Origin of the sequence: Enterobacter sp. E12, assembly GCF_014596715.2 — a bacterium.
Lineage (GTDB): Bacteria > Pseudomonadota > Gammaproteobacteria > Enterobacterales > Enterobacteriaceae > Enterobacter > Enterobacter bugandensis.
This window is the reverse complement of sequence record NZ_CP115601.1, coordinates 2,246,955-2,273,326: the sequence shown is the minus strand read 5'-3', so window position 1 is coordinate 2,273,326 and position 26,372 is coordinate 2,246,955. Positions and strand designations below refer to the sequence as shown.

Genomic DNA, 26,372 nt, shown 5'->3' with positions numbered 1-26,372 from the left:
CGGGTTAACGCCATTTGTGTAAAGAAACGCCAAAAGGCCGCGAGGATTGCTCCCCGCGGCGTTGGTTTACGCAATTAACAGTTGATGATTCGCCAGCAGCGTTGCCAGGTCCGTCTGCACGCCGTTCAGCGTCACCAGGGTGGTTGGCGAGAACTGGCCGCCGGTACCGTCCAGATCCACCTGGATTTCGGTATTGCTGCCGTTCTGCACCACGCGGACGAAATCGGTGATGTTGCCCGCGCTGCTGTCCAGCGTGGCCACGCCGTCCACAAAGCTCGCCGAGCCCGTGCCGGTATAGCCGCTGCCAGAGAGCAGATCGCGCAGGTCAATACGATCCGTGTCCGCGGTCCCTTCCCAGGTGCCAACGGTGAAGCCGTTCACCACGTCATGACCGTTACCGCCCGTGGCATCCGAGGCGTTAATCAGCTTGTAGAGCAGCGTATCGTGACCGCCGCTGCCGATGTTGAAGGTGTCGTTTCCGCCGCGGCCTTCGAACCGGTTATCACCGCTGTTGCCGGTGATGACGTCGTCGTAATCCGAGCCGTTAATCCCTTCAATGTTCAGCAGACGCGTGGTGCCGAAGCCGGTGTCCTGCGCGGTTGAGAGTCGCAGATCCACGGTCACGCCGGAGGTCGCATTGCGGTAATCCACCACGTCCATCCCACCGGTGTTGCTCCAGGTGTCATGGTCGGAATGGGTAGTCCAGCCGCCGGAGCCGTTGTAGGTATAAGTGCCATTTTCGGCGATAAAGGTGTCGTTATACCCGGTTCCGGTAATGGTTCCGCTGTGGCCGCCTGTGGCCGCTTCGGCCGTCAGGACGTAGCCCTCTTTGCCGTTGCCCGCTTCCAGACCGCTCCAGGTGACGTTATCCGACACGCCGTTGGTGATCTTCAGGATCTCGGCCGAATAGGTTTCATTCGGATCCAGCCCGTAGAAGCTCACCAGCGCAGAGGTATCGTTCGACCCGATACCGGACTGGGCGTTAATGATCTGCGAAGCCACCAGCACGCCCGCGGCGTTGTACAGGTTGACCGTATTGCCGTAGTAGGCGTTGATGCCCTCGCTGTCGACAATGTGCAGATGCATCGCGGTGCCGTCGGCAATGGTTTTGCTGTTCTGGACCAGTACCACCTTGCCGTTCTGCTGGGAGACCAGCAGATCCTGCGCACCGTCCCAGTTGTAGTCCACTGCCGCCACGCCGGTGGCGTAAGCAATGCCTGAAGCCAGCTGGCTTGAGGTCCAGGTGGAGCCGTAACCGTTGTTGGTGAACAGGGTCGCCGTCTGTGAACCGCCGTAGGTGCTGAGCTTGACGATGTCCATCTGCCCGTCCCCGTTCCAGTCCACCGCCACCGACAGATAGCCCGCCGTGGCGTTAGAAGCCTCTACCGCGCTCTTGGTGGTGGAGAGCTTCCCGGTACCGTCGTTGTAGTAGATCACCCCGCCGTTGTTGTTGTAGCTGCTGCCCAGGTACAGATCCATGTAACCATCGCCGTTGAAATCCGCCCACGTCATGGACGCCGCCGTGGTGGTATTCGCGGCGTTTACCACAAACACGTTGGTCAGGTTCTGGCCGATGGAGAGCGTGCCGTTGCCGTTGTTGTTGATCACGGTGAGCGAGTACGCGCCGCTGCGGTTGGTGTGCTGAACGATATCCACCGTACCGTCGTTGTTCAGGTCGACGCCGGAGATTTCACGCCCGGAGTCGAACTGGCCGTAGAAACCGCCCTCCCCGCCGGTGCCGTCCGGCGACAGAACGCCGTTGTTGTTCACCAGGTAGGTCAGTGAGTCCATACCGGCATCGCCGTAGGCCAGATCCAGGTAGCCATCGCCGGTTTTATCGTACGCAATCACGCCGCCGTACCAGATGGTGGTCCCCATCGCCAGCTGGCTGGCGTTATAGGTGCTGCCATCGTAGGTCCACATCACCTGCGTTGACCCGGCGTAGGTATTTTCCGTCGCGAAGATATCCTGCGTGCCGTTACGGTCAAAGTCGGCGGCGGTCTGGCTCACCACGTAGTAGCCGCGGGTGTTGGTCAGCGTATTGCCGGCATAGGTCGAGCTATCGCTGCTGGAGTAAGCCTGAGTGTTCGCAATGATATTCCACAGACCGCTGCTGTTCATGCCGAGGGTCATGGTGGAGTTGTTGCTGTTCCCCGCCGTGGTCGCCCAGTCGGTATTCACCGTGGTGGTATCAATCACCAGGCTGCCGGTCGCCGTACCGGTGGTATTGCCGTTACCCGCGCTGCTCTTCACCTGCGCCGTCACGCTGTAGCCCGCCACGCTCAGGGCATCGCCGTCCGGGATCTGCAGGTACCAGGTATTGTGATCCGGGTCGACTACCACGGCACCACCCGTCTGGGAGGTGTAGGTTTTGCCGTTTACCGTCACCACCAGGTATTCGCCGTTCACCAGGTCAGCGGAGACGGTACCGGTGACGATCGGCGTGGTATCCGACGTGGTTTGCGCGGTAATCGCCGCCGTGGTGGTCGGGATACTGGTATCAACGTTCAGCACGAAGCCGTCCGATTCCGTGTAGTTACCGGCTTTGTCGGTCACGCGCACGATGTACGTGTGGTTGCCATCGCTCAGGCCGTTATCCTGGAAGGACCAGCTTGCGCTGCCGTTCATGGTCACCTGACCGAGCAGAACGCCGTCGCGGTATAGCTGGACGATCTCGCCGTCTTCAGGGGCGCGGTTGAGCGTACCGTTGATCAGCGGTGCGTTATCGTCCGTGGCCACCGTGCTGCCGAAGGTGCCCTGACGCTCGCCTTCACCGTCGGTATAGCTCACTACCGTGCCTACCGTAGCTGGCGGCGTGGTGTCCACCGTCACCACCTGAGAGGCGGTGGAGCCGACGTTGCCCGCCTGGTCGATAATCCGCACCTGCCAGGTGTAGTCTCCGTCAGGCAGAACGCGGGTATCGGTGTAGCTCCAGCGCTGGTTGGTGACAGTGGCGTCAACCCAGGTGTTTCCGCCGTCGAGGCTGATCTGCACCCGTTCGTCGCTCGCCAGCGCGCTGCCCAGCGAGCCGTTGATGGTCAGGGTGGTGTCCATAGTGATGAAATCACTCCCGGACTGCCCGGTATCATCGCTGATGCTGTCGATGGTGATGCCGTACTGCGGCGCCTGGGTATCCACCGTCACGGTCTGGGTGGTAGTGGCACCGACGTTGCCCGCCTGATCGACTACCCGCACCTGATAGCTGTAATCCCCGTCGGCCAGGGTGCGCGTGTCGTTATAGCGCCACTGGGTACCGCTTACCGTGGCATACACCCAGGTGCTGCCGCCGTCCATGCTCACCTGCACGTACTCACCCGCCCCTAACTCTGCACCAAGCGTGCCATGCAGCGTGTACGAGGTCGAACTGGTCAGGAAGTCGTTATTGTCGAAGCCAGTATCCACGGTGATGTTATCCACCGTCACCGTAATCGCCGCATCCGGGGCGACCGTATCGACGGTCACCTGCTGATAGGCGCTGGCGCCCACGTTGCCCGCCGCATCCACCACGCGCACGTAGTAGTCATAGGTCTGGTTACCCAGCGTACGTCCGTCCACGTAGTACCAGCTGTTGCCGGTGACAATCACGTTCTGCCAGGTGACGCCGCCGTCGATGCTGATCTGGGCATACTCGCCGTCGGCCAGCGTCGCGCCGAGCGAGCCGTGCAGCGTCAGGGACGTATCGTTGGTGATAAAGTCGCTGCTGCTCAGGCCGGTATCGTCGCTGATGCTGTCGATAGCGATCGTTTTACTGGCGTCCGGCGCAACCGTATCAATGGTCACCACCTGGCTGGCGGTGGCGCTGATGTTGCCCGCGTCGTCAATCACGCGCAGCTGGTAGTTGTAATCCCCGTCGGCCAGCGTACGACCGTCCACGTAGGTCCAGGTCAGGCCGCTCACGCTGACGTCGGTCCAGGTGACGCCGCCGTCGAGGCTGATCTGCGCGTGGTCGCCGCTGCCCAGCGCCGCGCCGAGCGTCCCTTTCAGGCTGATCTGGTTGTCGCTGGTGATAAAGTCGCTGCCGGACAGGCCGGTATCCTGGGTGACGGAATCCACGGTAATGGTCGTTGCCGCAGGCTTCGTCAGATCAATTACCACGTCCTGGCTGTCCGTTGCCCCCACGTTGCCCGCGCTATCGATCACCCGCACCTGGTACTGATACGTACCGTCCGTCAGGGTGCGGCCATCGGTGTAGCGCCACGTGGTGCCGGTCACCGTCAGGTCAATCCAGGTGGTGCCGCCGTCGAGGCTGATCTGCGCCTTCTCGTTATTGCCGAGCTGCGCGGTCAGCGAGCCGTTGACCACTACCTGCTTATCGTTGGTGATGAAATCCGTCGCGCTCAGGCCGGTGTCGTTTTGCAGCGAATCAATGCTGATGCCCATCGACGGCGCGGTGAGATCGACGGTTACGGTGTGGTTATCGCTGGCGCTGTTGCCGATGGCGTTGCTGACCTGCGCCTTAATCACGTACGAACCGCCGTCTGCCAGCGCGGTGACGTCTGCGCTGCCCACCGTGTAGCTCCAGGTGCCGTCATTCTGCACGGTCGCCGCGTAGGTTTTGCCGTTCAGGGTGATGGTCACCGTCTGGCCCGCAGGCGCGTCGGTGGTGCCGCTGACGACCAGCGGCGTGCCGTGTTCGGCCGCGTTGACGATATCGTCCTGCGCAAAGGTGTTAATGGTGATGGTTGGGACATCGCCGTTCAGCGTCACGTCGTGCGTTGCGCTACCCGGGTTGCCCGCCCTGTCGCTTACCGACGCGGTAATGGTGTACTCCCCGTCACTCAGGCCGAGGAAATCACGGCCCGGCACGAAGACCGACCACGTTCCGTCCGCCCCGACGGTCGCCTGATAGCTGTGCCCGCTGAAGGAAACGGTCACCGTCTGGCCCTGTTCTGCCGTGGTGGTGCCGCGGATGGTCTGACCCGCCAGCTGCTCCGCGTTGTTGACGATATCGTCATCCGCCACGGTAGTGATAGTCACGGTCGGCGCAGCGGTATCCACCGTTAAGGTGTGCGTGGTCTGGCCGCCGTTACCGGCTTTGTCGTTGACCGACGCGGTGACCGTCAACGCCCCCTGGCTCAGGATAGCCAGATCTGCCGCCGGCACATCGAGCGTCCAGGTGCCGTCGCTGCCCACAAGCGCAGTGTAGGTTTTGCCGCCCAGCGTCACGGTGACGGTCTGGCCCGCCTCCGCGCTGGTCGACCCGTGTACCGTCAGCGGCTGCTGCGCTTCCAGCGCGTTCAGCATGTCGTCACCCGACAGCGTCGCAATGCTCACGACAGGCGCGGTGGTATCCACGCTGATGCCGTGCGTCGCCGAGGCGCTATTGCCCGCGCTGTCCTGCGCCGACACAGATACCTGATAGCTCGCGCCATCGGCCAGGGCACCCACGTCTGCGGCCGGAACGGTGGTCGTCCAGCTGCCGTCGTTCTGGATGGTGGCCGTATAGGTCTTGCCGTTCAGCGTCACGGTGACCTGCGTCCCGCTGGCGAACTGGGCGCTGGAGCCGTTAATCACCAGCGCACTACCCGCTTCTGTTGCGTTGATGACGTCGTCACCGCTGAGGGTGTTCACCGTCAGCGCCACGGAAGCCGTGTTCACTACCACATCGTGAGTCTGGGTGCTGCTGTTGCCCGCGCTGTCGGTAATGGTCGCGCTAATGGTCACGGTGCCGTCGGTCAGGGCAGAAATCACGCTGGCCGGAACGCCCACGCTCCAGTTGCCGCTGGCGTCAACGGTGGTGGTGTACTGGTTCGAACCGATGGTGATGACCAGCTTATCGCCGACGCTCGCGCCGGTTGCCGTGCCGCTCACGATCTGCGCCTGCCCGTGCTCCACGCTGTTGATGACGTCATCGCCCGCCACAGCCTTAAAGCTGACGGACGGCGGCGTGGTATCAAGCGTAATCGCTTTGCCCGCGCTGCCCGGGTTACCCGCGGCGTCGCTCACGCTGACCTGCACGGTGTAACCGTTATCGGCCAGTGCGGAGAGGTCGGTGCCCGGTACGTTGACGCTCCAGATACCGCCCTGCTGCACCTGAGCGGTATAGCTCTTGCCGCCCAGCGTCACGGTGACCGTCTGCCCGGCTTCCGCCGTGGTGGTGCCGGAGATGGGCACGCCCGCAGCCGCTTCGCTGCCGTTAATCACGTTATCACCTGCCACCGTATCAATCGTCACGGTCGGCGCGGTCGCATCCACGCTGTACTCGCGGCCTGCCGTCGCGCTGTTGCCGTGCACGTTGGTGACGCTCACCTGCACGCTGGCGTCGCCGTCCTTCAGGCCCGCGAGATCCGCGGAAGGCACGGTGGCCGTCCAGTTGCCGTCGGCATCCACTTTCGCGGTGTAGGTTTTGCCGCCGAAGGCGATTGTGACGGTCTGGTTTTCCTCCACGTTCGAGGTGCTGCCCGAGAGCACCAGATCCGCGCCTTTCTCCGCCGCGTTAATCACGTCGTCGGTAGCAATCGCATCGATGCTGATCGCCACCGCCGCCAGATCGACGGTCACATCATGGCTGATGGTCACCGGGTTGCCCGCCGCACTCTGGCCTGCAACGGTCACGGTGACCGTACCTGCTGCGAAGGCCGCGACGTCTGCCGCCGGGATCGCCGCGCTCCAGGTACCGTTCGCCAGCACGGAGGCCGCATAGGTTTTGCCGTTAACGGTCACGGTGAGCGTGGTGCCCGCCGCCAGCCCGTCGCTGGAACCGGTGACGATCAGGTTCTGTCCGTGCTCAATGCTGTTGATCACATCATCGCCCGCCACGGTATTGATACGCAGACCCGGCAGGCTGGCGTCGATAACGATTTCGCGCTCGCCCGCGCCGGTATTGCCGTGGCCGTTGGTGACGGTCGCCGACACGGTCAAATCGCCGTTGCCCAAGGCCGTCAGGACGGATTCCGGCACGCTCACGGACCAGGTCAGATCGCTCTGCACCGTCGCGGTGTAGCTGTTGCCGCCGATGTTCACCGTCACCGTGTTACCGGCTTCCGCGTTCGCCACCTTACCGGTGATGGTCTGGCCTGCCGCCACTTCTGCCGCGTTGATGACGTTATCACCCGCCACGGTGTTGATGGTGACGGTCGGCAGCGCGGTGTCGACCAGCAGGTTCGCCGTATTGCTGACGCTATTGCCCACGCCGTTGGTCGCGGCTGCGCTCAGGGTGTAATTCGCTTCGCCCAGACCCGCCAGATCCGCCGCCGGAACCGTCAGGCTCCAGGTGCCGTCTGCGGCGGTCGTTGCAGTGTAGTTTTTTCCGTTGAGGGTCACGGTCACCAGGGTGCCTTCCGCGAGGTTGGCGCTGGTGCCGCTGACGCTTAATTCCTGACCTTTTTCCAACGCGTTCAGGACGTTATCGCCGCTGATGGCGTTAAAGCCCACGGACGGCAGCCCGGTGTCCACGGTGACGTTATGGCTGCCGCTGCCGGTGTTGCCCGCCGCGTCGGTAACAGACGCAGTGACGGTCACGGTGCCGTCGCTGAGGCCGGAAATCACGCTGGCCGGAACGCCCACGCTCCAGTTCCCCGCCGCGTCCAGCACGGTGGTGTAAGTCTGGCCGCCGATGGTCACGGTGACCTTATCGCCCGCTGCTGCGCCGGTCGCGGTGCCGCTGATGATTTGCGCCTGCGCGTGCTCAGCGAGGTTAATCACGTCATCGCCCGCCACGGTGTTGATGGTCACCGCAGGCACGGTCACGTCCACCGTCAGGTTATGGTTTACGGATGCCGGGTTGCCCGCCTTGTCGCTTACGCTCGCGGTCACGGTGACGCTGCCGTCGCTGAGCGACGCCAGATCCGCTGCCGGAACGTCCAGCGTCCAGTTGCCGTTCGCGCTGACGGTTGTGGTGTAGTCCTTGCCGTTCAGCGACACGGTCACGGTCTGGCCCGCTTCGGCGGTGCTGGTGCCGGCAACCGTCAGGTCAGACTGCGCTTCCGTGGCGTTCAGGATGTCGTCAGTCGCCATCGTATTGATGGTGACGGACGGCGCGGTGGCATCCACGCTGTACTCGCGGCCCGCCGAAGCGCTGTTGCCGTTCACGTTGGTGACGCTCACCTGCACGCTGGCGTCGCCGTCCTTGAGGCTCGCCAGATCCGCAGCCGGCACGGTATAGGTCCAGTTGCCGTCTGCTTCTACGGTAGTGGTGTAGATTTTACCGTTCAGGCTCAGGGTGACGGTCTGCCCGGCTTCCACGTTGGTGGTCGCGCCGGACAGCACCAGATCCGCCCCTTTCTCCGCCGCGTTGATCACGTCGTCGGTGGCAATGGCGTTGATGCTGATGGCAACGGTAGCCAGATCCACGGTAACGTCGTGGCTGATGGTAATCGGGTTACCCGCCGCGCTGTCGCCGGTGACGCTGATTTTCACGGTGCCTTCCGGCCACGCGCTCACGTCAGCAGACGGAACCGCCGCGCTCCAGGTGCCGTCCGCCAGCACCGTCGCCGCATAGTCTTTGCCGTTCACGGTAACGGTCAGCGCCGTGCCCGCCGCCAGCCCGTCGCTGGAGCCGGTGACGATCAGGTTCTGCGCATGCTCAATGCTGTTGACCACGTCGTCGCCCGCCACGGTGTTCACGCGCAGGCCCGGCAGGTTAGCGTCTATCGCAATCTCACGCTCGCCGCTGCCGGTGTTGCCGTGGCCGTTGGTGACGGTTGCCGTCACGCTCAGGCTGCCGTTGCCGAGTGCGGTCAGCACATCAGACGGCACGTTCACGGACCAGCTCAGATCGTTCTGCACCGTTGCGGTATAGCTGTTGCCGCCAATGGTCACGGTTACGGTGTTGCCCGCTTCGGCATTCGCCACGGTACCGCTCAGGGTCTGGCCTGCCGCCACTTCCGCCGCGTTGATAACGTTATCGCCCGCCACGGTGTTGATGGTGACGGTCGGCAGCGCGGTGTCGACCAGCAGGTTCGCAGCGCTGCTCACGCTGTTGCCCACCCCGTTGGTGGCGGTAGCATTGAGGGTGTAACTGGCCTGACCGAGACCGGCCAGATCCGCAGCCGGAACCGTCAGGCTCCAGGTGCCGTCCGCCGCCGTCGTCGCGGTGTAGTTTTTACCGTTCAGGGTCACGGTCACCACGGTGCCTTCCGCCAGGTTGGCGCTGGTGCCGCTGACGCTCAGATCCTGACCTTTTTCCACCGCATTCAGAACGTTATCGCCGCTGATGACGTTGAAGTTGACCGATGGCAGACCGGTATCGACGGTCACGTTATGGGTGCCGCTGCCGGTGTTGCTCGCCGCGTCGGTAACAGACGCAGTGACGGTCACGGTGCCGTCGCTGAGGCCGGAAATCACGCTAGCCGGGACGCCCACGCTCCAGTTCCCCGCCGCGTCCAGCACGGTGGTGTACGTCTGGCCGCCGAGGGTGACGGTGACCTTATCGCCCGCTGCCGCGCCGGTGGCGGTGCCGCTGACGATCTGCGCCTGACCGTGCTCGGCGACGTTAATCACGTCGTCGCCCGCCACGGTGTTGATGGTGACCGCTGGTACGGTCACGTCCACCGTCAGGTTATGGTTTACGGATGCCGGGTTGCCCGCCTTGTCGCTCACGCTCGCGGTAACGGTGACGCTGCCGTCATTAAGCGCGGCCAGATCCGCCGACGGAACGTTCAGCGTCCAGCTGCCGTCCGCGCCGACGGTTGTGGTGTAGTCCTTGCCGTTCAGCGACACGGTCACGGTCTGGCCCGCTTCGGCGGTGCTGCTGCCGGAAATCGCCAGGTCAGACTGCGCTTCCGTCGCGTTCAGGATGTCGTCAGTCGCAATCGTATTAATGGTGACGGATGGCGCGGTGGCATCCACGCTGTACTCGCGGCCCGCAGAGGCGCTGTTGCCGTTGACGTTGGTGACGCTTACCTGCACGCTGGCGTCACCGTCCTTCAGGCCCGCCAGATCCGCAGCCGGCACCGTGGCGGTCCACTTACCCGCCGCGTCCACCGTGGCGGTGTAGTTCTTGCCGCCGAAGGTGATGGTGACGGTTTGATTTTCCTCCACGTTTGAGGTGGTGCCGGAGAGCTCCAGATCCGCCCCTTTCTCCGCCGCGTTAATCACGTCGTCGGTGGCAATGGCGTCGATGCTGATAGCGACGTTCGCCAGATCCACCGTCACATCGTGGCTGATGGAAACCGGATTGCCCGCGCTGCTCTGGCCTTCAACGGTCACGGTGACCGTGCCCGCTGCCAGGGCACTTACGTCCGCAGAAGGGAGAGCCGCGCTCCATGTACCGTCCGCCAGTACCGTCGCGGGATAGGTTTTGCCGTTGACGGTAACGGTCAGCGCGGTGCCTGCGCTCAGGCCATTGCTGGAACCGGTAATAATCAGGTTCTGTCCGTGTTCGATGCTGTTGATCACGTCGTCGCCCGCCATGGTGTCCACGCGCAGACCCGGCAGGCTGGCGTCTATCGCGATCTCACGCTCGCCGCTGCCGCTGTTGCCCACGCCGTTCGTCACGCTGGCGGTTACAGTCAGATCGCCGTTGCCCAGCGCCGTCAGGACCGATTCCGGTACATCGACGGACCAGGTCAGATCGCTCTGCACCGTTGCGGTGTAGCTGTTGCCGCCAATCGTCACGGTCACGGTGTTGCCCGCCTCGGCATTCACCACGGTGCCGCTAATAGTCTGGCCTGCGGCCACTTCTGCCGCGTTGATGACGTCATCGCCTGCCACGGTGTTGATCGTGACGCCCGGCAGAACGGACTCCACGTTCACGGTGTGCGAGGTGCTGGTGCCGTTGCCGACGCTGTCCGTTGCCGAGGCAGTGACGGTGTAAAGCGCTTCACCCAGCTGCCCCACTTCGCTCGCCGGAACCGTCGTGGACCATTGGCCATTGGCCTCAACCGTGGCGCTGTAGGCTTTGCCGTTGAGCATCACGGTCACCACCGCGCCCGCCGCCAGTCCGGAAGCCGTACCGGAGATCGTCAGGTCCTGGGTTTTCTCGGTGTTGTTGATCACATCGTCACCGGAAATGGTGTCAATGGTCAGCACCGGCGCGGTCAGGTTCACCTCCACGCCGTGCGTGGCGCTGTTGCTGTTGCCCGCTTTATCGCTCAGCGCCGCGGTAATAGTGTAATCCCCGGCGGCCAGCGCGGTGACGTCCGCCGCAGGCACGCCCACGCTCCAGTTGCCTGAGGCATCCAGGGTGGCGGTGTATGATTTGCCGTTGAGGGTAACGGTCACCACGTCGCCCGCCGCCGCGCCGGTCACTGAGCCGGTAACGATCAGAGCCTGCCCGTGCTCGGCGCTGTTGATCACGTCGTCATCGGAAACGGTGTTGATGGTCAGCTGTGGCACGGTGGTATCGACCAGCACATCGCGAGCCGCGGAGGCCGGGTTGCCCGCTTTGTCCGACACGGTGGCGCTGACGGTATAGTTCCCGTCGGTAATCGCGCCCAGATCCGCAGAAGGCACAGTCACGCTCCAGCTGCCGTTTGCCTGCACGGTGGTGGTGTAATCCACGCCGTTCAGCGTGACGGTCACGGTCTGGCCCGCTTCGGCGTTAGAGACGCCGTTGACGACCAGATCCTGCTGCGCTTCGGCGGCATTGATGATGTTGTTGTCGCTGACGATTTCGATGGAGACCGTCGGCGCGGTGGCGTCCACGCCGTACTCGCGTCCCGCAGAGGCGCTGTTGCCGTTCACGTTGGTGACGCTCACCTGCACGCTGGCATCGCCATCCTTCAGGCCAGCCAGATCTGCCGACGGCACGGTCGCCGTCCAGTTGCCGCTGGCATCCACTTTCGCCGTGTAGGACTTGCCGCCGAACGTGATGTAAACCGTCTGGTTCTCTTCCACGTTGCTGGTGGAACCTGAAAGCACCAGATCTGCGCCTTTTTCTGCCGCATTAATCACGTCGTCGGTAGCAATCGCGTCAATGCTGATAGCAACCGTCGCCAGATCGACCTTCACGTCGTGGCTGATGGAGACCGGGTTGCCTGCCGCGCTATTTCCCTCGACCTTCACGGTGACCGTGCCTGCGCCGAGCGCGCTGACGTCTGCCGCCGGAATGGCCGCCGTCCAGGTACCGTCTGCCAGCACCGTGGCCGCGTAGGTTTTGCCGTTGACGATCACGCTCAGCGCCGCGCCCGCTGCCAGGCCGTCGCTGGAGCCGGTAATAATCAGGTTCTGCGCATGCTCAATGCTGTTAATCACGTCGTCGCCCGCCACGGTATCGACGCGCAGGCCCGGCAGATTGGCGTCGATGGTGATCTCGCGCTCGCCGAAGCCGGTGTTGCCATGGCCGTTAGTGACGCTGGCTGACACCGTCAGATCGCCGTTACCGATAGCGGTTAAGACCGCGGACGGCACGTTGACCGACCAGCTCAGATCGTCCTGAACCGTCGCGGTATACGTATTGCCGCCGATTGAAAGGGTGACAGTGTCACCGTTCGCCGCGCCGCTCACCTTCCCGCTCAGGGTTTGTCCGGAAGCGACTTCCGCCGCGTTAATCACGTCATCGATGGCGATTGCGTTAATGGTGACCTGCGGCAGCGCGCTGTCGACCAGCACGCTATGGCTGGCGTTCGCGCCGTTGCCTGCGCTATCGGTCACGCTTGCCGTGACGGTATAGCTCGCTTCGCCCAGCGCAGAGACGTTCGCCGCCGGAACGGTCACGCTCCAGCCGCCGCTGGCGTTGGTGGTCGCGGCGTAGCTGATGCCGTTCAGGGTCACCGTAATGGCTGTACCTTCCGGCTGGTTGCTGGTGCCCGAAATCTGCAGATCCTGGCCTTTCTCGACCGCGTTAATCACGTCGTCAAGCGCCAGGGTATTGATGGCAATCTCCGGCGCGGCCAGGGAGACGTCAAATTCATGCGTGGCGGTGGTGCTGTTACCCGCTTTGTCGGTGAGGGTCGCGGTAATCGTCTGCTCGCCGTTAGCCAGCGCGCCCACGTCTGCCGCCGGAACGCCCACGCTCCAGCTTCCGGCACCGTCCAGCATCGCGGTGTAGTCTTTGCCGTTCAGGGTGACGGTAATGACGTCACCCGCCTGCGCGCCCGTGACCTTGCCGGAGACGATCAGCGCCTGGCCGTGCTCGGCAATATTCACGATGTCGTCGCCCGCAACGATGTTAAAACTAATCTGCGGCACGGTGGTATCCACGAGCACGGAGGCATCCGCGCTGGCCGGGTTGCCGGCTTTGTCGGACACGGTCGCCGTGACCGTGGCGTTACCGTCGGTGATGCCCGCCAGATCGGCTGCCGGCACGACCAGCGTCCAGCTACCGTCAGCCTGCACCTGCGCGGTGTACTGGTTGCCGTTGAAGGTTACGCTGACCGTCTGGCCTGCTTCGGCAGTGGACCTCCCGCTCAGGGTCAGATCCTGCGCTGCCTCCGCCGCATTCAGCATGTTGTCGCCGCTGATGGTATTGATGGTCACCGTTGGCGCGGCGGTATCGACGCTGAACTCCTGCGCAGACGACGCCGCGTTACCGTTCAGGTTGCTCACGCTGACCTGCACGCTGGCGTCGCCGTCCTTCAGTCCGCTCAAATCGGCTGCCGGTACGGTGTACGTCCAGTCGCCGTTGGCGTTCACCGTCGTGGTGTAGGTTTTACCCGCAAAGGTGATGGTGACGGTCTGGCCCGCTTCTACGTTCGCGGAGGAGCCGGAAAGCACCAGATCCTGACCTTTTTCTGCCGCGTTGAGCACGTTGTCCGCGGTCACGCTGTTGATGCTGACGGCGACCGGCGCGAGATCGACGTCCACGACGGTGCCGATAGTCACCGGGTTGCCGGAAGGATCCTGCGCGCTTGCCTTGATATCCAGCGAACCGTCCGCCCACTGGGACACGTCCGCTGCCGGAACCGCCGCCTGCCAGGTACCGTCCGCCAGTACGGTTGCGGAATAGATCTTGCCGTTAATGGTCACCGTGACGGTGCTGCCCGCTGCCAGATCGGTGCTTGAACCGGAAACAATCAGGTTCTGAGCGTGCTCGATGACGTTAATGACATCATCACCCGCCACGGTATCAATACGCAGGCCCGGCAGTTGGGCGTCGATGGTAAAGTCCAGCGAAGACGAACCGGTGTTGCCGTGCGCGTTGGTGACGCTGGCCGATACGGTCAGTTCGCCGTTGCCGAGCGCGGTTAACTGGCTCTCGGTTAACGGCAGGCTCCATGAGAGATCGTCCTGCACGGTAGCGGTGTATGTCTGCCCGCCGAGGATAATCGTGACGGTATCGCCCGATGCCGCGTTAGAGACCTTCCCGGTCAGGGTTTGCCCTGCGGTGACTTCCGCCGCGTTGACGATATTGTCGGTCGCGAAGGTGTTGATAGTGACGACCGGCAACGCGCTGTCCACCAGCACATCGTGCGAGGTTGAGGCGCTGTTGCCCACATTATCGGTAACGCTCGCCGTCACGGTGTAATTGGCTTCGCCCAGCGCGCTCACCGCAGAGGCGGGCACGGTGACGCTCCAGCTGCCGCTGGCGTTAGTGGTGGCGGTGTAGTTGATACCGTTCAGGTTTACGGTGATTGTGGTCCCTTCCGGCTGGTTGCTGGTACCGGAAAGCAGCAGATCTTCACCCTTCTCTGCCGCATTGATCACGTCATCTACGGCCAGCGTGTTAATACCGATAACAGGCGTCACGGTATTCACCACCACATCCAGAGAACTGCTGCCGGTGTTGCCGGAGCGATCGGTCACGGAGACGTTAATGGTCCAGGTGCCGTCCGTCAGCCCCTGAACGACGGATGCAGGCAGGCCGAGGCTCCAGTTGCCCGCCGCGTCCACCGCGGTGGTGTAGTCCACGTTATTAATAGTGATGGTGACCAAATCGCCCGCCGCAGCACCAGTGACGGAGCCGCTCAGGATCTGCGCCTGAGAATGGGCCAGCTGGTTAACGGTGTTGGTGTCGGTGACAAAGTCATTAATGGTCACCTGCGGCACGGTGGCATCCACCAGCCCAACGCGGTCCGCACTGCTGCTGTTACCTGCCACGTCGCTGACGGAGGCCGTCACGGTGACAGTGCCGTCTGCCAGCGCGCCAACGTCGGCGGCAGGCACGTTCAGCGTCCAGGTGCCGTCAGCTTGTACGGTAGTTTGATAGTTTTTGCCGTTCAGCGTCACGGTGACCGTCTGGCCCGCTTCAGCGGTTGTGCTGCCGCTGAGGACCAGATCCTGCTGCGCTTCTGCCGCATTGATGATGTTGTCGTCGGTCAGATTATCGAGCGTTATGGTCGGCGGCTGCGTATCGACAGTCACCACGCGTGAGGCGTCCGCGCTGTTGCCGCTGACGTTAGTCACGCTGACGCTTACCTGCGCCCGCCCGTCGATCAGCGTTTCCATGGCGTTCGCCGGGACAGTCAGGCTCCAGGAGCCATCCTGCTGCACCTGCGCGGTAAAAGTCTGGTCGGCAAATTTCACCACCACGGTTTGCCCCGCCTCCACGCCCTGCGTCTGGCCGGAAAGGGTTAAGTCGCTCCCTTTTTCTGCCGCGTTCAGCAGGTCATCGCCGGAGACGGTATCAATGGTGACCGCCACGGCGTTGAGATCGAGTTCAATCGGGTGTTCAGCCGCAACGGTGTTGCCCCAGGCATCTTCCGCGCTGACGCTGACCGTCATACCTCCGGCCGTCCAGGCCTGCAGATCCGCAGCAGGAACGCCAATGCTCCAGCCGCCGCTGGCGGTCACCACGGCGTGATAGTCGACATTGTTGATGGTGACGACAATCGGCGTACCTGCGGCCAGATGGGTGCTGGCGCCGGTGACGGTCAGATCCTGCTGCTGCTCGATGGCGTTGATCACATCATCGCCGGAAATGGTGTTTACGCGCAGACCCGGCAGTTCCGCGTTGATATTGATATCGCGCTCGCCGGTGCCAGTATTACCGTGCCCGTTTGTCACGGAGGCGGTAAAGGTCAAATCCCCGTCGCCGAACGCCTGAAGATCCGCTGAAGGGATCGTGACGTTCCAGGTCAGATCGCTGCCCACCGTGGCGCTGTAACTCTTACCGCCAACGGTAACAGACACCGTATCGCCCGCCGCCGCGCCGGTAACGCGGCCACTGAGGGTTTGGTCCACGCCCGCTTCGGCGTTATTAACCAGGTTATCCCCCGCAAAGGTGTTAATGATCACCTTCGGCAGCACGGTATCGACCAGCAGATTCGCCTCTGCGGAGCCGCTGTTACCCACGCTGTCGGTGCCGCTGACGCTGACGCTATAAAGGGTGTTCGCCAGATTCAGGACGTCGGATACCGGCACCTGAACCGCCCAGATACCGTTTTCGACGGTCGCCTGATAGCTGACGTTGTTCAGCGTCACGGTAACGGCGCTGCCGTCCGGCAGGTTGCTGGTGCCGCTCAGGCTCAGCGGCTGCATCGCCTCCCGGGCATTCAGCACGTTGTCCTGGCTGATGGCGTCAATCGTAAATTCCGGTGCGTTACCGCTCAGCACAATGCCGTGCGTGGCGCTACCGGTGTTCCCCGCTGCGTCGGTGACGGAGACGGCAAGGGTGTGGTTGCCCTCACCCAGCGCGCCGACGACGGAGGCAGGAACGCCCACGCTCCAGCTGCCGTCTGCCTGTACGACGCCGGTGAAGGTCTGGCCGCCAACGGTCACGGTGACGACATCGCCTGCCGCCGCGCCGCTCGCCCGCCCGGAAATAATCTGCGCCTGGCCCTGCTCGCTGGTGTTGAGGATATCGTCGCCCGCGACGGTGTTGATGGTGACGACCGGCGCGTTGGTATCTACCGTGAAATCCGCGGTCACGGACGAGCCGTTGCCTGCTTTGTCGCTGACGTTCACCGTCAGGGTGTGGTGACCCTCATTAAGGGCCTGCACCTCGCTGGCCGCCAGCGTGACGGACCAGGTGCCGTCGCTGCCCACCGTGGCGTTATAATTTTTGCCGTTCAGCGTCACCGTCACAATCTGCCCGGCTTCCGCGTTGGTTTTACCACTCAGCGTTAGCGGCTGGTTGTGCTCAGCGGCATTAATGATGTTGTCCTGCGCGAGCGTATCGACGGAGAGCGTTGGCGCAGCGGTATCCACGCCAATCGTCTGGCTTCCGCTCACGGTGTTACCCGCCGCGTCTTTGCCGCTGACGCTGACGGTCCAGGTACCGTCGCTGAGCGCCTGTGCGTCTGCCGCAGGCACGTTAACGCTCCACGCGCCGTCTGCTCCCACCTGAGCGGTGTAGGTTTTGCTGTTCAGCGTTACGGAAACGTCGGTTCCCTGCGCCAGATGCTGACTGCTGCCGGACAGCGTAAAGCCTGCGGACTGTTCGCTGGCGTTAATCACGTTGTCACCCGCCGTTGTCGCCAGCGTAAGCGTGGCCTCGGACGTAGAAACGGTCACGGTGATGTTGCCCGCTGACGTGGTTTTACTGCCGTCGATCTGCACCACCGACCAGGTGTGCTCTCCGTCGGCCTGGGTCGGGAGTTTTACCGTCCAGGTGCCGTCTTTACCGACCATCGCGCTGGCGATGGTGCTGCCGCTGCCGTCTTTAATCTGGATGGTCGCGCCCGGCTGACCGGTACCGCTGAAGGTCGGCGCGTTATCGTCCGTGAGGGCGTTTGCGCTCAGCACTCCCTGCTTGTCGCCCACCTTGTCCGACAGCAGGAAGGTCGGCGTGGCGCTTTCCACTTCTTTGGTGTTATCAATGACTTTCGTTTTGGTTTCGCCATCACCGCCGTGGGCCAGCAGTGCGCCGATAGCACCGCCGCCTAACGCCGCCCCTGCAATCCAGCCCCACGGGGCATCGCTCAGGGCGCTTCCCTGCTCCAGGAAGGGTTCAATGCTGCTAATGGGTGTGGCCTGCGCGGTTAATTCAGTAGCGGCAACGCCTGACGCTTCCCCGGCATCGGCAAAAGAGAGATGAGTCAGTTCCTGCCCGTCGTTGAACACCAGCTCTGACTGATGTTGGGTTTCAGGATCTTCAACAAAATAGTTATTGCAGCGAATAACGCTGCCGTCCTTCATATAAATGAGAAGGTCTTTACCCTGGCGGACATAACGCACCACGTCCTGAGCAGAGCCCTGAATTTCAATCACGCTCGGCGATGAAATAGAGACCGACAGATTCCCTTCGCCGGTTAATTTCGTTTTCTCCGCCGTTTTGCGAATGATGACATCAACAACCTTTACGTTACTCATATTCCTCTCCTTGCAGGTGTACGGATCCCTGTGGATATATCCACCAGACGGATGCAGCTATCCCTGGGAAAAAACACCCATTATTTTCAGACTTATTTCGTGCAGCTATGCGTGGCTTTTGTTAACTCAAATCGGGTAATTTTGCGGCAGCGTTTTTCTCTATTCCAATAAGCGGCATTAAATTATCAACCGCGGAAGCATAATTAATTGCCGAACTCCAGCCATCATACTCGGCGATTATTTTCGCCGACGTGGCCTGCCAGACATCCTGCTCAACGCTGAGCAAATCATTAATGCTCCGCTTGCTCAGGGTGTATTCATTTTTATAAACCTCGCGGGCCCGCAGCGCATTTTCCAGCTGCCGTTTCCCGGCCTCCATTCTTCCCCGTGCGCCGGTCCAGTCAGCTTGCGCGACGGAGGCCTTTTGCAGCACGTCGAAACGCGCCTGATCGACCTGAGAGGACGCCATCGCCCGGGCGCCCTCAGCCTGACGCACGCGTGCAGATACCGCGCCGCCCTGATAAAGCGGTGCGTCAATATTGAGCTGGATCTGGTCGTCCCAGTATGAGCGGTTGTCCGACTCGTAACGCGTGCGTCCCCCTTTCAGGCTCAGGGTTGGCCAGTGCTGGGACTTCGCTGTTTCAACGCCATACTGGGCCGAACGTTCCATATTCTGCGCGGCCATTACCGCCGGTATTAACGAATAATCAATGCGGTTAAGCGAATCCGGCTCAACGGCGAGGTTTGCGGGTACCGGCGAATAATGATCTGCCTGCATTCCGGTTAATACCGCGAGCCTTGCGCGGGCGCTGTTCAACGCGGCGTTATACTGCGCCACCGTCGCCTGCATGCCGGCAATACGCGTGCGGGTCTGGAGTTCATCGGAGGTGGAACTCACGCCCGCATCGGCGCGCAGCTTGGCCAGCTGCTCCACGTTTTTCAGTGCCTGAACGTTCTCTTTTGCCGCCTGTAATAGGTCGGAATAACGTTTGACCTCCACGTAGCCGAGCGCCGTTTTTTCCGCCACGTCAGAAAGCGTGCTCATCAGCTGGTAGCGGTAGCTATCGCGCTGGGCGGAAGACTGGCTGATGCTATTGTTAGTCTTGCCAAAATCGTATATCAGCTGGGTCAGGCTCACTCCCCAGGCCGCAGAGTTCTTCAGCGAACCGCTGGAATCGGTGGTCTGGCTATGCCCCGTACTCCCGTTCAACGCTATTTGCGGCATCCAGCCGCTGCGCGCCTCGTCTATTTGCGCCTGACCAATACCTAACTGCGCGGCCTGCTGGCTAATTGACGGATCGCGATCGATAGCGAAAAGAATACTTTCCTTTAAGGTCGTCGTTGCCATCGGGGCAATACCTACCGCGCCACTATTGGCATAAGCCGTATTTAGGGCTAATGAAATTAACGCCAGCGTAGCTATAAATTGGCGTGAAACAGGCTTGCGTAATATCGTCATTTTATCTCCCTGACTCTGAGTGATACTCAAGCAATTACCCAAAAAGAGGTACAGATAATTAGACAAATATCTTATTTAACTTCCTCGCTAAATTTCAGGTAAAGCTCCCCATACCCATTTCCGATGGAGATGAGATCCGCCTTTGTCTTATTAAATTTAAGAAATTACTTATTTCATAAGTTGATTTGCAGCATAACAAAATGTGGTATAGGCCACTACACCCACAATGTTAATGCGGTGTTACATATAAGAAAAAACATGGGGTTTCTGGACAAAACTCCGAAAGTAGCCTTTCAGATGAAACATCAAAACACACTGTAATTTAAGGAAAATTCTTAATCTCCTCTGCGCACATTTTTGCGTTAATTTCTGAGCGGGTCAGACACAAAGATTTTCAAAGAAGTGTCAACTTAAGTAAGAGCCATCAATTTGTTGAAAAATAATTCTAATAAAAAACATAAATCAGACATTAAATGCTTTATTTTAATTAAATATCAGCATATTCCACCAGTTAATCACAATACATTGGTTACATAACCCAAATCGTTGATTAAAACATAACATTAACACTGTGGTTAACATTCAGAACGGCTTAATGATATCCGCTTAATATAATTCCAATAATTAAACATCAACCTGGTTTACGATACTCCTTCCTTCTGCGTCAAAATGCTGTATTATGCAATTTATTGCGACATTTTGCAGGATTGCTGCCCATGCACAAAACCGCACGTCAACGCTATGTCCTTGATATTCTCAGTGAACAAGGTCAGGCCAGCATCACCGAACTGGCAGAAAAGCTGCAGGTTTCGGCGGATACCGTTCGTCGGGATCTGACCGATCTTGAAAATCAGGGGCTTGCCCAGAAGAATCACGGCGGGGCTATTGCTCTGAATCTTTCGGCCATGAATCGTCAGGGCCGCAATACCCTGCTGCCGGAAACCAAGCAGCGTCTGGGGAAACAGGTTGCGCAGGCGGTTCCGCCGGGTTCCACCCTGTTTCTGGATGCCGGCAGTACGGTGATGGCCGTAGCCACTTTTTTGCAGGGGCCTCACACCGTGATCACTACCTCGCTGGATATCGCCCAGCATTTTAGCGACCGGGAAGACATTGAGCTTATTCTGCTCGGTGGAAAATGGGACCCGAAACAGCGCCTGTTTGCCGGCAGCGCCACGTTGTCCCTGCTGTCACGCTATCGGGCCGATATCGCCATTCTCGGTGCGTGCGCTCTTCATGCCGAACTCGGTTTGAGTGCCGGTAAAGAAGCGGACGCCGAGGTGAAACGCGCGATGCTCGCCGCAAGCCATGCACACTGGATTGTTGCCGATCACCTGAAAGTTAACCGCTGCGAGCCGTATCTGGTCTCCGGGCTCACCGATATTCATCAACTCTTTTTAGATCGTCCCTGGCCTGAGCTTGGGGACCCTGGCGCATTACGGGTCACGGTGTGCGCGCAATAACGTGGAGAAGGTCATGAGTAAAGTTCAAACAATCAACATTGCGCTGATCGGGTATGGTTTTGTCGGTAAAACCTTCCATGCCCCGCTGATCCAGTCCGTGGACGGGCTCAAGCTGGCGGTGGTCTCTTCCCGTGATGAAGAGAAAGTGAAGCGCGATCTTCCGGATGTGCTGGTGGTAGCCACGCCCGAAGAAGCCATTCAACATCCTGATGTTGACCTGGTGGTCATTGCCTCCCCTAACGCCACCCACGCGCCGCTGGCGACGCTGGCCCTGAACTCGGGAAAACACGTGGTCGTGGATAAGCCTTTCACCCTGGACATGCAGGAAGCCCGGGACCTGATAGCCCTGGCGGATGAAAAGCAGCTTCTGCTCTCCGTTTTCCACAACCGCCGCTGGGACAGTGATTTCCTCGGCATTAAGCAGATTATTGAGCAAGGCACGGTTGGCAAGGTTAAACATCTGGAGTCGCATATTGACCGCTTCCGCCCGGAAGTGCGCGTGCGCTGGCGCGAGCAGAACGTCCCCGGCAGCGGTCTGTGGTTTGACCTGGGCCCTCACCTGATCGACCAGACGCTTCAGCTGTTTGGCCTGCCAGAGTCTGTTCAGGGAAATATCGCCACGCTGCGCGACGGCGCAGAGGTTAACGACTGGGCGCACGTGGTCCTCAATTACCCGGATCATAAGGTGGTTCTGCATGCCAGCATGCTGGTGGCTGGCGGTACGGCGCGCTTTACCGTTCACGGGGACAAAGGCAGCGTGGTGAAAGCCAGAATCGATCGCCAGGAAGCGCAGCTGCTGGCTGGCGTAATCCCCGGCAGCGACGCCTGGGGCGAAGACGACGACAGCATGGTGTTCTTCGGAGCTGATGGTGAACCCCAAACGATTGCCACGCCAAAGGGCGATCAGCGGCAGTACTACATCAACGTGCGGGATGCGATACTCGGGAAGATCGCCAATCCCGTTCATCCTGTCGAGGCGTTAGCGGTCATGGCTGTTCTGGAAGCGGCGGTGAAATCGTCAGAGACGGGGTCAACGCAGACGCTGGCGTTAACTGATGAAGAGCGTGCTCTTCTGGGTTAAAAAACAAGCCGGGTGGCGCTGCGCCGCCCGGCACGAGTTAAAGACTACTGACGCTTATTCGGCATCATGCGCAAAAGAGTATTATCTTTCCAGAAATAGTGGTGCATCAGCGCCGCAAAGGCGTGCAGACCAATCACGAAATAGCCCAGGTTTGCCAGCGTAACGTGCCACTCCTTCAGCACATCCACCAGTTCAAAATTCCCCTCCGCCGCGTGAGGCATCGCCAGACCAAAGGCGAACCAGTCGTTTCCACGGTTATACATCATTACAATGCCAATCAGCGGCAGCGCAATAAACAGCAGATAGACGATCAGATGCCCAAGGTGGGACATCCCGGTAATCATCGCTTTGGGTTTAGGCTGAATGGGCGGTGCGGGAAACTTCAGGCGGATCAGCAATCTCGCTACCATCAGCACCAGAACCGAGATGCCGCAGGAGACGTGGATCATGTTAATAAGCGGTCGATCGGAACGCGGGAAAAAGCCCCTGAATTCCATCGCGCAGTAGGCGACGACGATTAACAAAAACACCAGCCAGTGAATCGTGATTTGCAGGCTTGTATATTTAGTGCGCATGGGATTTCCTGAAATAAACAGTCACCGCGCCAACATAATCTCCTTTCCTTAAAAATTCATTAACTTTTCTGTATGGTTTTTCAAATACTTCCCCTCGCATGAAGCATCTTCAATTGCTGCCCTGCCCGTGATGGTCTAAGCCTGGATGAGTTCAAACTGTCGTATCGACACGTTCACAGGAGAACACCATGAGTAAAATTGGCATTAACGGATTTGGACGCATTGGACGCCTTGTGCTGCGCCGCCTTCTTGAAACCCAGGACAGCAATACCGTCGTCGCCATCAACGACCTCACCTCCCCGAAAGTCCTGGCCTACCTGCTCAGGCATGATTCCAACTACGGTGGCTTCCCCTGGAGCGTGGACTTCACCGAGGATGCGCTGATTGTCGACGGTAAAACCATCGCGGTGTACGCCGAAAAAGAGGCAAAGCACATTCCGTGGAAAGCCGCGGGCGTGGATATCGTCGTGGAGTGCACCGGCTTTTATACCTCAGAAGAAAAATCGCGGGCGCACCTGGACGCCGGTGCGAAGAAAGTGCTGATTTCGGCGCCCGCGGGTGAGATGAAGACCATCGTCTATAGCGTGAATGACGATACCATTGACGCCAGTGATACCATTATTTCCGTCGCGTCCTGCACCACCAACTGCCTCGCACCGCTGGCAAAAGCCCTGAACGACGCGTTTGAAATTAAAGTGGGCACCATGACCACCATTCATGCCTATACCGGCACCCAGGCGCTGGTGGATGGCCCGCGCGGGAAAGATCTGCGCGCCTCGCGGGCGGCGGCAGAAAATATTATTCCGCATACCACCGGTGCGGCGAAAGCCATCGGCCTGGTGATCCCCGCGCTCAGCGGCAAACTAAAGGGTCATGCCCAGCGCGTGCCAGTGAAAACCGGATCGGTAACCGAGCTGGTAGCGATTCTGGGTAAAAAGGTGACGGTCGAGGAGATCAACGCCGCGTTGAAAAAGGCGACCCAGGGGAATAAATCGTTCGGGTATACCGATGACGAGATTGTTTCTTCAGATGTGATTGGCTCGCACTATGGTTCGGTGTTTGACGCCACGCAGACGGAGGTGTCAGAAGCGGGAGATCTGCAGCTGGTGAAAGCCGTTGCCTGGTATGACAACGAGTATGGGTTTGTGACGCAGCTGGTGCGGACGCTGGATAAGTTTGCGGCGCTGTGATTCTCCCCACCCAACCCTCTCCCCAAAGGGGCGAGGGGATTGTTCCGTGCCTAAATTATTTTACGTGCGCCCTTCAAGACAGGATCCTGCTGTAGCTGTTTCCACGCGGCAGTCACCGCCTCCGGAAAGGCAACGTGGGCGATAAAATCCCGCCCGGCCGGGCCATAGCCGTTGACGTCATCATACAGGCGCGGCAGTTCCCCCATAACCAGTGAAAGATAACGGTCAACGGGCCACAGCCCGGCGTTGCCCCCACTAAACTCTACGCCCTCAGTGCCGTTTTGCAGCGCTGGCTTAAACCCGGGATGGCTGATCCACTGCGGTGATGCGGGTTCATCGCGGCACACGCGGGCAAACGTCGCCATCGTGCGGCGCTGCATCGTTGGGTCCTGCACCACCAGCACGCGCCCGCTTGTCCGCTGACGCTCTTTCAGCATGTTCCAGCTAAAACGCGCGTTTTCACCGCAGTTGGTGGAGCGATCTTCAACCCACAGGCGCGCCTCGGGGATCTGCCAGAACGCCCGTGCAACGTCGGCAAGAATGTTTGCTTCTGCCCGTCCCGCGACCGGTAGAGTGTGATAACGCGGGTGATTGCGGATCGCTTCATATAAAAACGGGGTCGAATGGCCGATGCCGCCGCTGATCAGAAGCGGAACGTCTTTCTGAGAGGCAATACTGCAGGCCGCGTCAATGGTTGGGATCACCGCGTTGCCAGCCAGAATCACCGCATCAATCTCCGGGGCCTGACGCGTCATGCTCAGGTCGTCCTGCGCCAGCCATGCGCCGACAGTATTGATGGCCGCCAGTGTGGCATTCGCCAGAAGGGGAAAATGGGGCTGAACCATGGTGAACTCCTCACGTTGTTGAAGCAGCGAATTTACCATTTTTCTGAAATAACCAGAAACATCCAAAAATCATCGGGTTGCACCTGCCTATTGTGCTTTTAATTTCCAGCCCTACAAAACATTGTATTGTACAGGCGTCATGAAAAAGCAGCCAACGCTGCTAATTTAACCGTGATCTGACCAGTTTCAGCCCGCCAGCGCTTGCTAAATGCAACATCCAACCCTAAGTTGCTTAACAATTTCACAACCTTTTTCATCTTCACGGGTTGCACCTGAAGCGCGCCAGGTGACACCTCATATATCAGCAACGTGGCGGGGTTTCAGCTCATGACAGAACATGAAAGTACGACGACGGTATTACGAAAAAATAAGAAGGTGTTAATCGCCAGCCTTACCGGGAGCGCCATTGAATGGTTTGACTATTTCCTCTACGGTACGGCGGCCGCGCTGGTCTTTAATAAGATCTTTTTTCCGATGGTCGATCCGGTGATCGGACTCATTCTCTCGTATCTCTCTTTCTCATTAACCTTTTTTATACGTCCCATTGGCGGGGTACTTTTCGCACACATCGGTGACCGCATTGGCCGTAAAAAAACCCTCGTGCTGACCCTCTCTTTGATGGGAGGTGCAACCGTTATGATTGGCCTGTTGCCCACGTATGAAATGATTGGTATGTGGGCTCCGGCGCTGCTGATCCTGATGCGCATCATTCAGGGGATGGGTATCGGCGGTGAATGGGGCGGTGCGCTGTTGCTGGCCTATGAGTACGCGCCTGAAAAACGCAAAGGGTTCTTCGGCAGCATTCCGCAGGCGGGCGTCACCATCGGCATGCTGATGGCGACCTTTATCGTGTCGCTGATGACGATGTTCAGCGAAGAGGATTTTCTCTCCTGGGGCTGGCGTATCCCGTTCCTGCTGAGCTCTGTTCTGGTGTTGCTCGGCCTGTGGATCCGAAAAGATATTGATGAAACGCCTGATTTTCAGAAAGTGAAAGCGTCCGGTCAGGTGGCTAAGGCTCCCCTGCGCGATACGCTGAAACATCACTGGCGTGAAGTGCTGATTGCCGCCGGCCTCAAAGTCGTGGAAACCGCGCCGTTTTATATTTTCTCTACGTTTGTGGTGAGCTATGCCACCAGCACGCTAACCTATCAAAAATCGCAGGCGCTGGAGGCCGTGACGCTGGGGGCCCTGGTGGCCACGATAATGATTCCGTTAATGGGGCTGCTCTCGGATAAAATTGGCCGTCAGCGTATGTATGCCACGAGCGTCTTTATCCTGGGTTTGTTTATCGTGCCATGGTTTATGCTGCTGAATACCGGTACCACGTGGGGGATTGTGCTCGCGACGGTGATCGCCTTTGGTGTGCTGTGGGCACCGGTCACGGCGGTACTCGGCACGCTGTGCTCTGAAATTTTTAGCGCAAACGTGCGTTACACCGGCATTACGCTCGGTTATCAACTGGGTGCCGCGCTGGCTGGCGGTACCGCCCCGCTGATTGCGACCGGCCTGCTGGCAAAATATGACGGCGACTGGGTTCCGGTGGCCTGGTATCTTGCCGTCACGGTAGCCATCTCCTTAATCGCGATTTTCTGCGCCAGCCGCGTTAAGCGTGCCACTCTCGTCGAGGCGCAGCCCGAACGTCTCTGACCTTTCCCGGCCCGTCCTGCGGGCCGCTCTTTTTCCTTAAATT

General features: G+C 60.0%; 9 protein-coding genes and 2 pseudogenes. 4 read left to right on the top strand and 7 right to left on the bottom strand.

Translation table 11 applies throughout. The annotated features are described in order from the left end of the window. Positions 1-66: 66 nt before the first annotated feature. From IB212_RS10820 to IB212_RS10805, 4 genes and pseudogenes are all read right to left on the bottom strand, one after another. Positions 67-16,113: an Ig-like domain-containing protein gene (locus tag IB212_RS10820; RefSeq protein WP_409033787.1), complete on the bottom strand. Its 16,047-nt coding sequence runs from the start codon at positions 16,111-16,113 to the stop codon at positions 67-69. A gap of 48 nt (positions 16,114-16,161) precedes the next feature. Beyond that, positions 16,162-17,505: pseudogene (locus IB212_RS10815) on the bottom strand (Ig-like domain-containing protein); the annotation flags it as partial. Between the two features lie 222 nt (positions 17,506-17,727). Further along, a pseudogene (locus tag IB212_RS10810) lies at positions 17,728-18,072 on the bottom strand (BapA/Bap/LapF family prefix-like domain-containing protein); the annotation flags it as partial. Positions 18,073-18,193: 121 nt separating this feature from the next. Further along, the gene (locus IB212_RS10805) at positions 18,194-19,531 is read right to left on the bottom strand and encodes a TolC family outer membrane protein (RefSeq protein WP_041910078.1); all 1,338 of its coding nucleotides are present in this window, start codon (positions 19,529-19,531) and stop codon (positions 18,194-18,196) included. Positions 19,532-20,247: 716 nt separating this feature from the next. Between IB212_RS10805 and IB212_RS10800 the strand changes: the two genes are divergently transcribed. Both IB212_RS10800 and IB212_RS10795 read left to right on the top strand, forming a co-directional pair. Then, entirely contained in the window at positions 20,248-20,991 is a 744-nt protein-coding gene (locus IB212_RS10800; protein ID WP_028013082.1) for a DeoR/GlpR family DNA-binding transcription regulator, read from the top strand. 13 nt (positions 20,992-21,004) lie between these two features. Further along, on the top strand, positions 21,005-22,072 hold the full coding sequence (locus IB212_RS10795) for an oxidoreductase (protein WP_041910080.1): 1,068 nt from the start codon (positions 21,005-21,007) through the stop codon (positions 22,070-22,072). A gap of 44 nt (positions 22,073-22,116) precedes the next feature. On the opposite strand, the gene cybB is transcribed toward IB212_RS10795, so the two are convergent. Next, positions 22,117-22,647, bottom strand: coding sequence for a cytochrome b561 (cybB, locus tag IB212_RS10790; protein ID WP_041910082.1), 531 nt, complete (start codon positions 22,645-22,647; stop codon positions 22,117-22,119). A 188-nt stretch (positions 22,648-22,835) separates the two neighbouring features. Between cybB and gap the strand changes: the two genes are divergently transcribed. Beyond that, a complete protein-coding gene (gap, locus tag IB212_RS10785) occupies positions 22,836-23,837 on the top strand; it encodes a type I glyceraldehyde-3-phosphate dehydrogenase (RefSeq protein ID WP_028013079.1) in 1,002 nt (333 codons plus the stop codon). A gap of 50 nt (positions 23,838-23,887) precedes the next feature. Here gap and IB212_RS10780 read toward each other — a convergent pair whose 3' ends face one another. Further along, a complete protein-coding gene (locus IB212_RS10780; RefSeq protein WP_188245641.1) occupies positions 23,888-24,682 on the bottom strand; it encodes a YdcF family protein in 795 nt (264 codons plus the stop codon). A gap of 137 nt (positions 24,683-24,819) precedes the next feature. Continuing rightward, positions 24,820-24,945: a hypothetical protein gene (locus IB212_RS10775; protein WP_261396234.1), complete on the bottom strand. Its 126-nt coding sequence runs from the start codon at positions 24,943-24,945 to the stop codon at positions 24,820-24,822. 64 nt (positions 24,946-25,009) lie between these two features. Between IB212_RS10775 and IB212_RS10770 the strand changes: the two genes are divergently transcribed. Next, positions 25,010-26,329 (top strand): MFS transporter, encoded by a 1,320-nt coding sequence (locus IB212_RS10770; RefSeq protein ID WP_047365486.1) that lies wholly within the window; start codon positions 25,010-25,012, stop codon positions 26,327-26,329. The last annotated feature ends 43 nt before the right edge of the window (positions 26,330-26,372 follow it).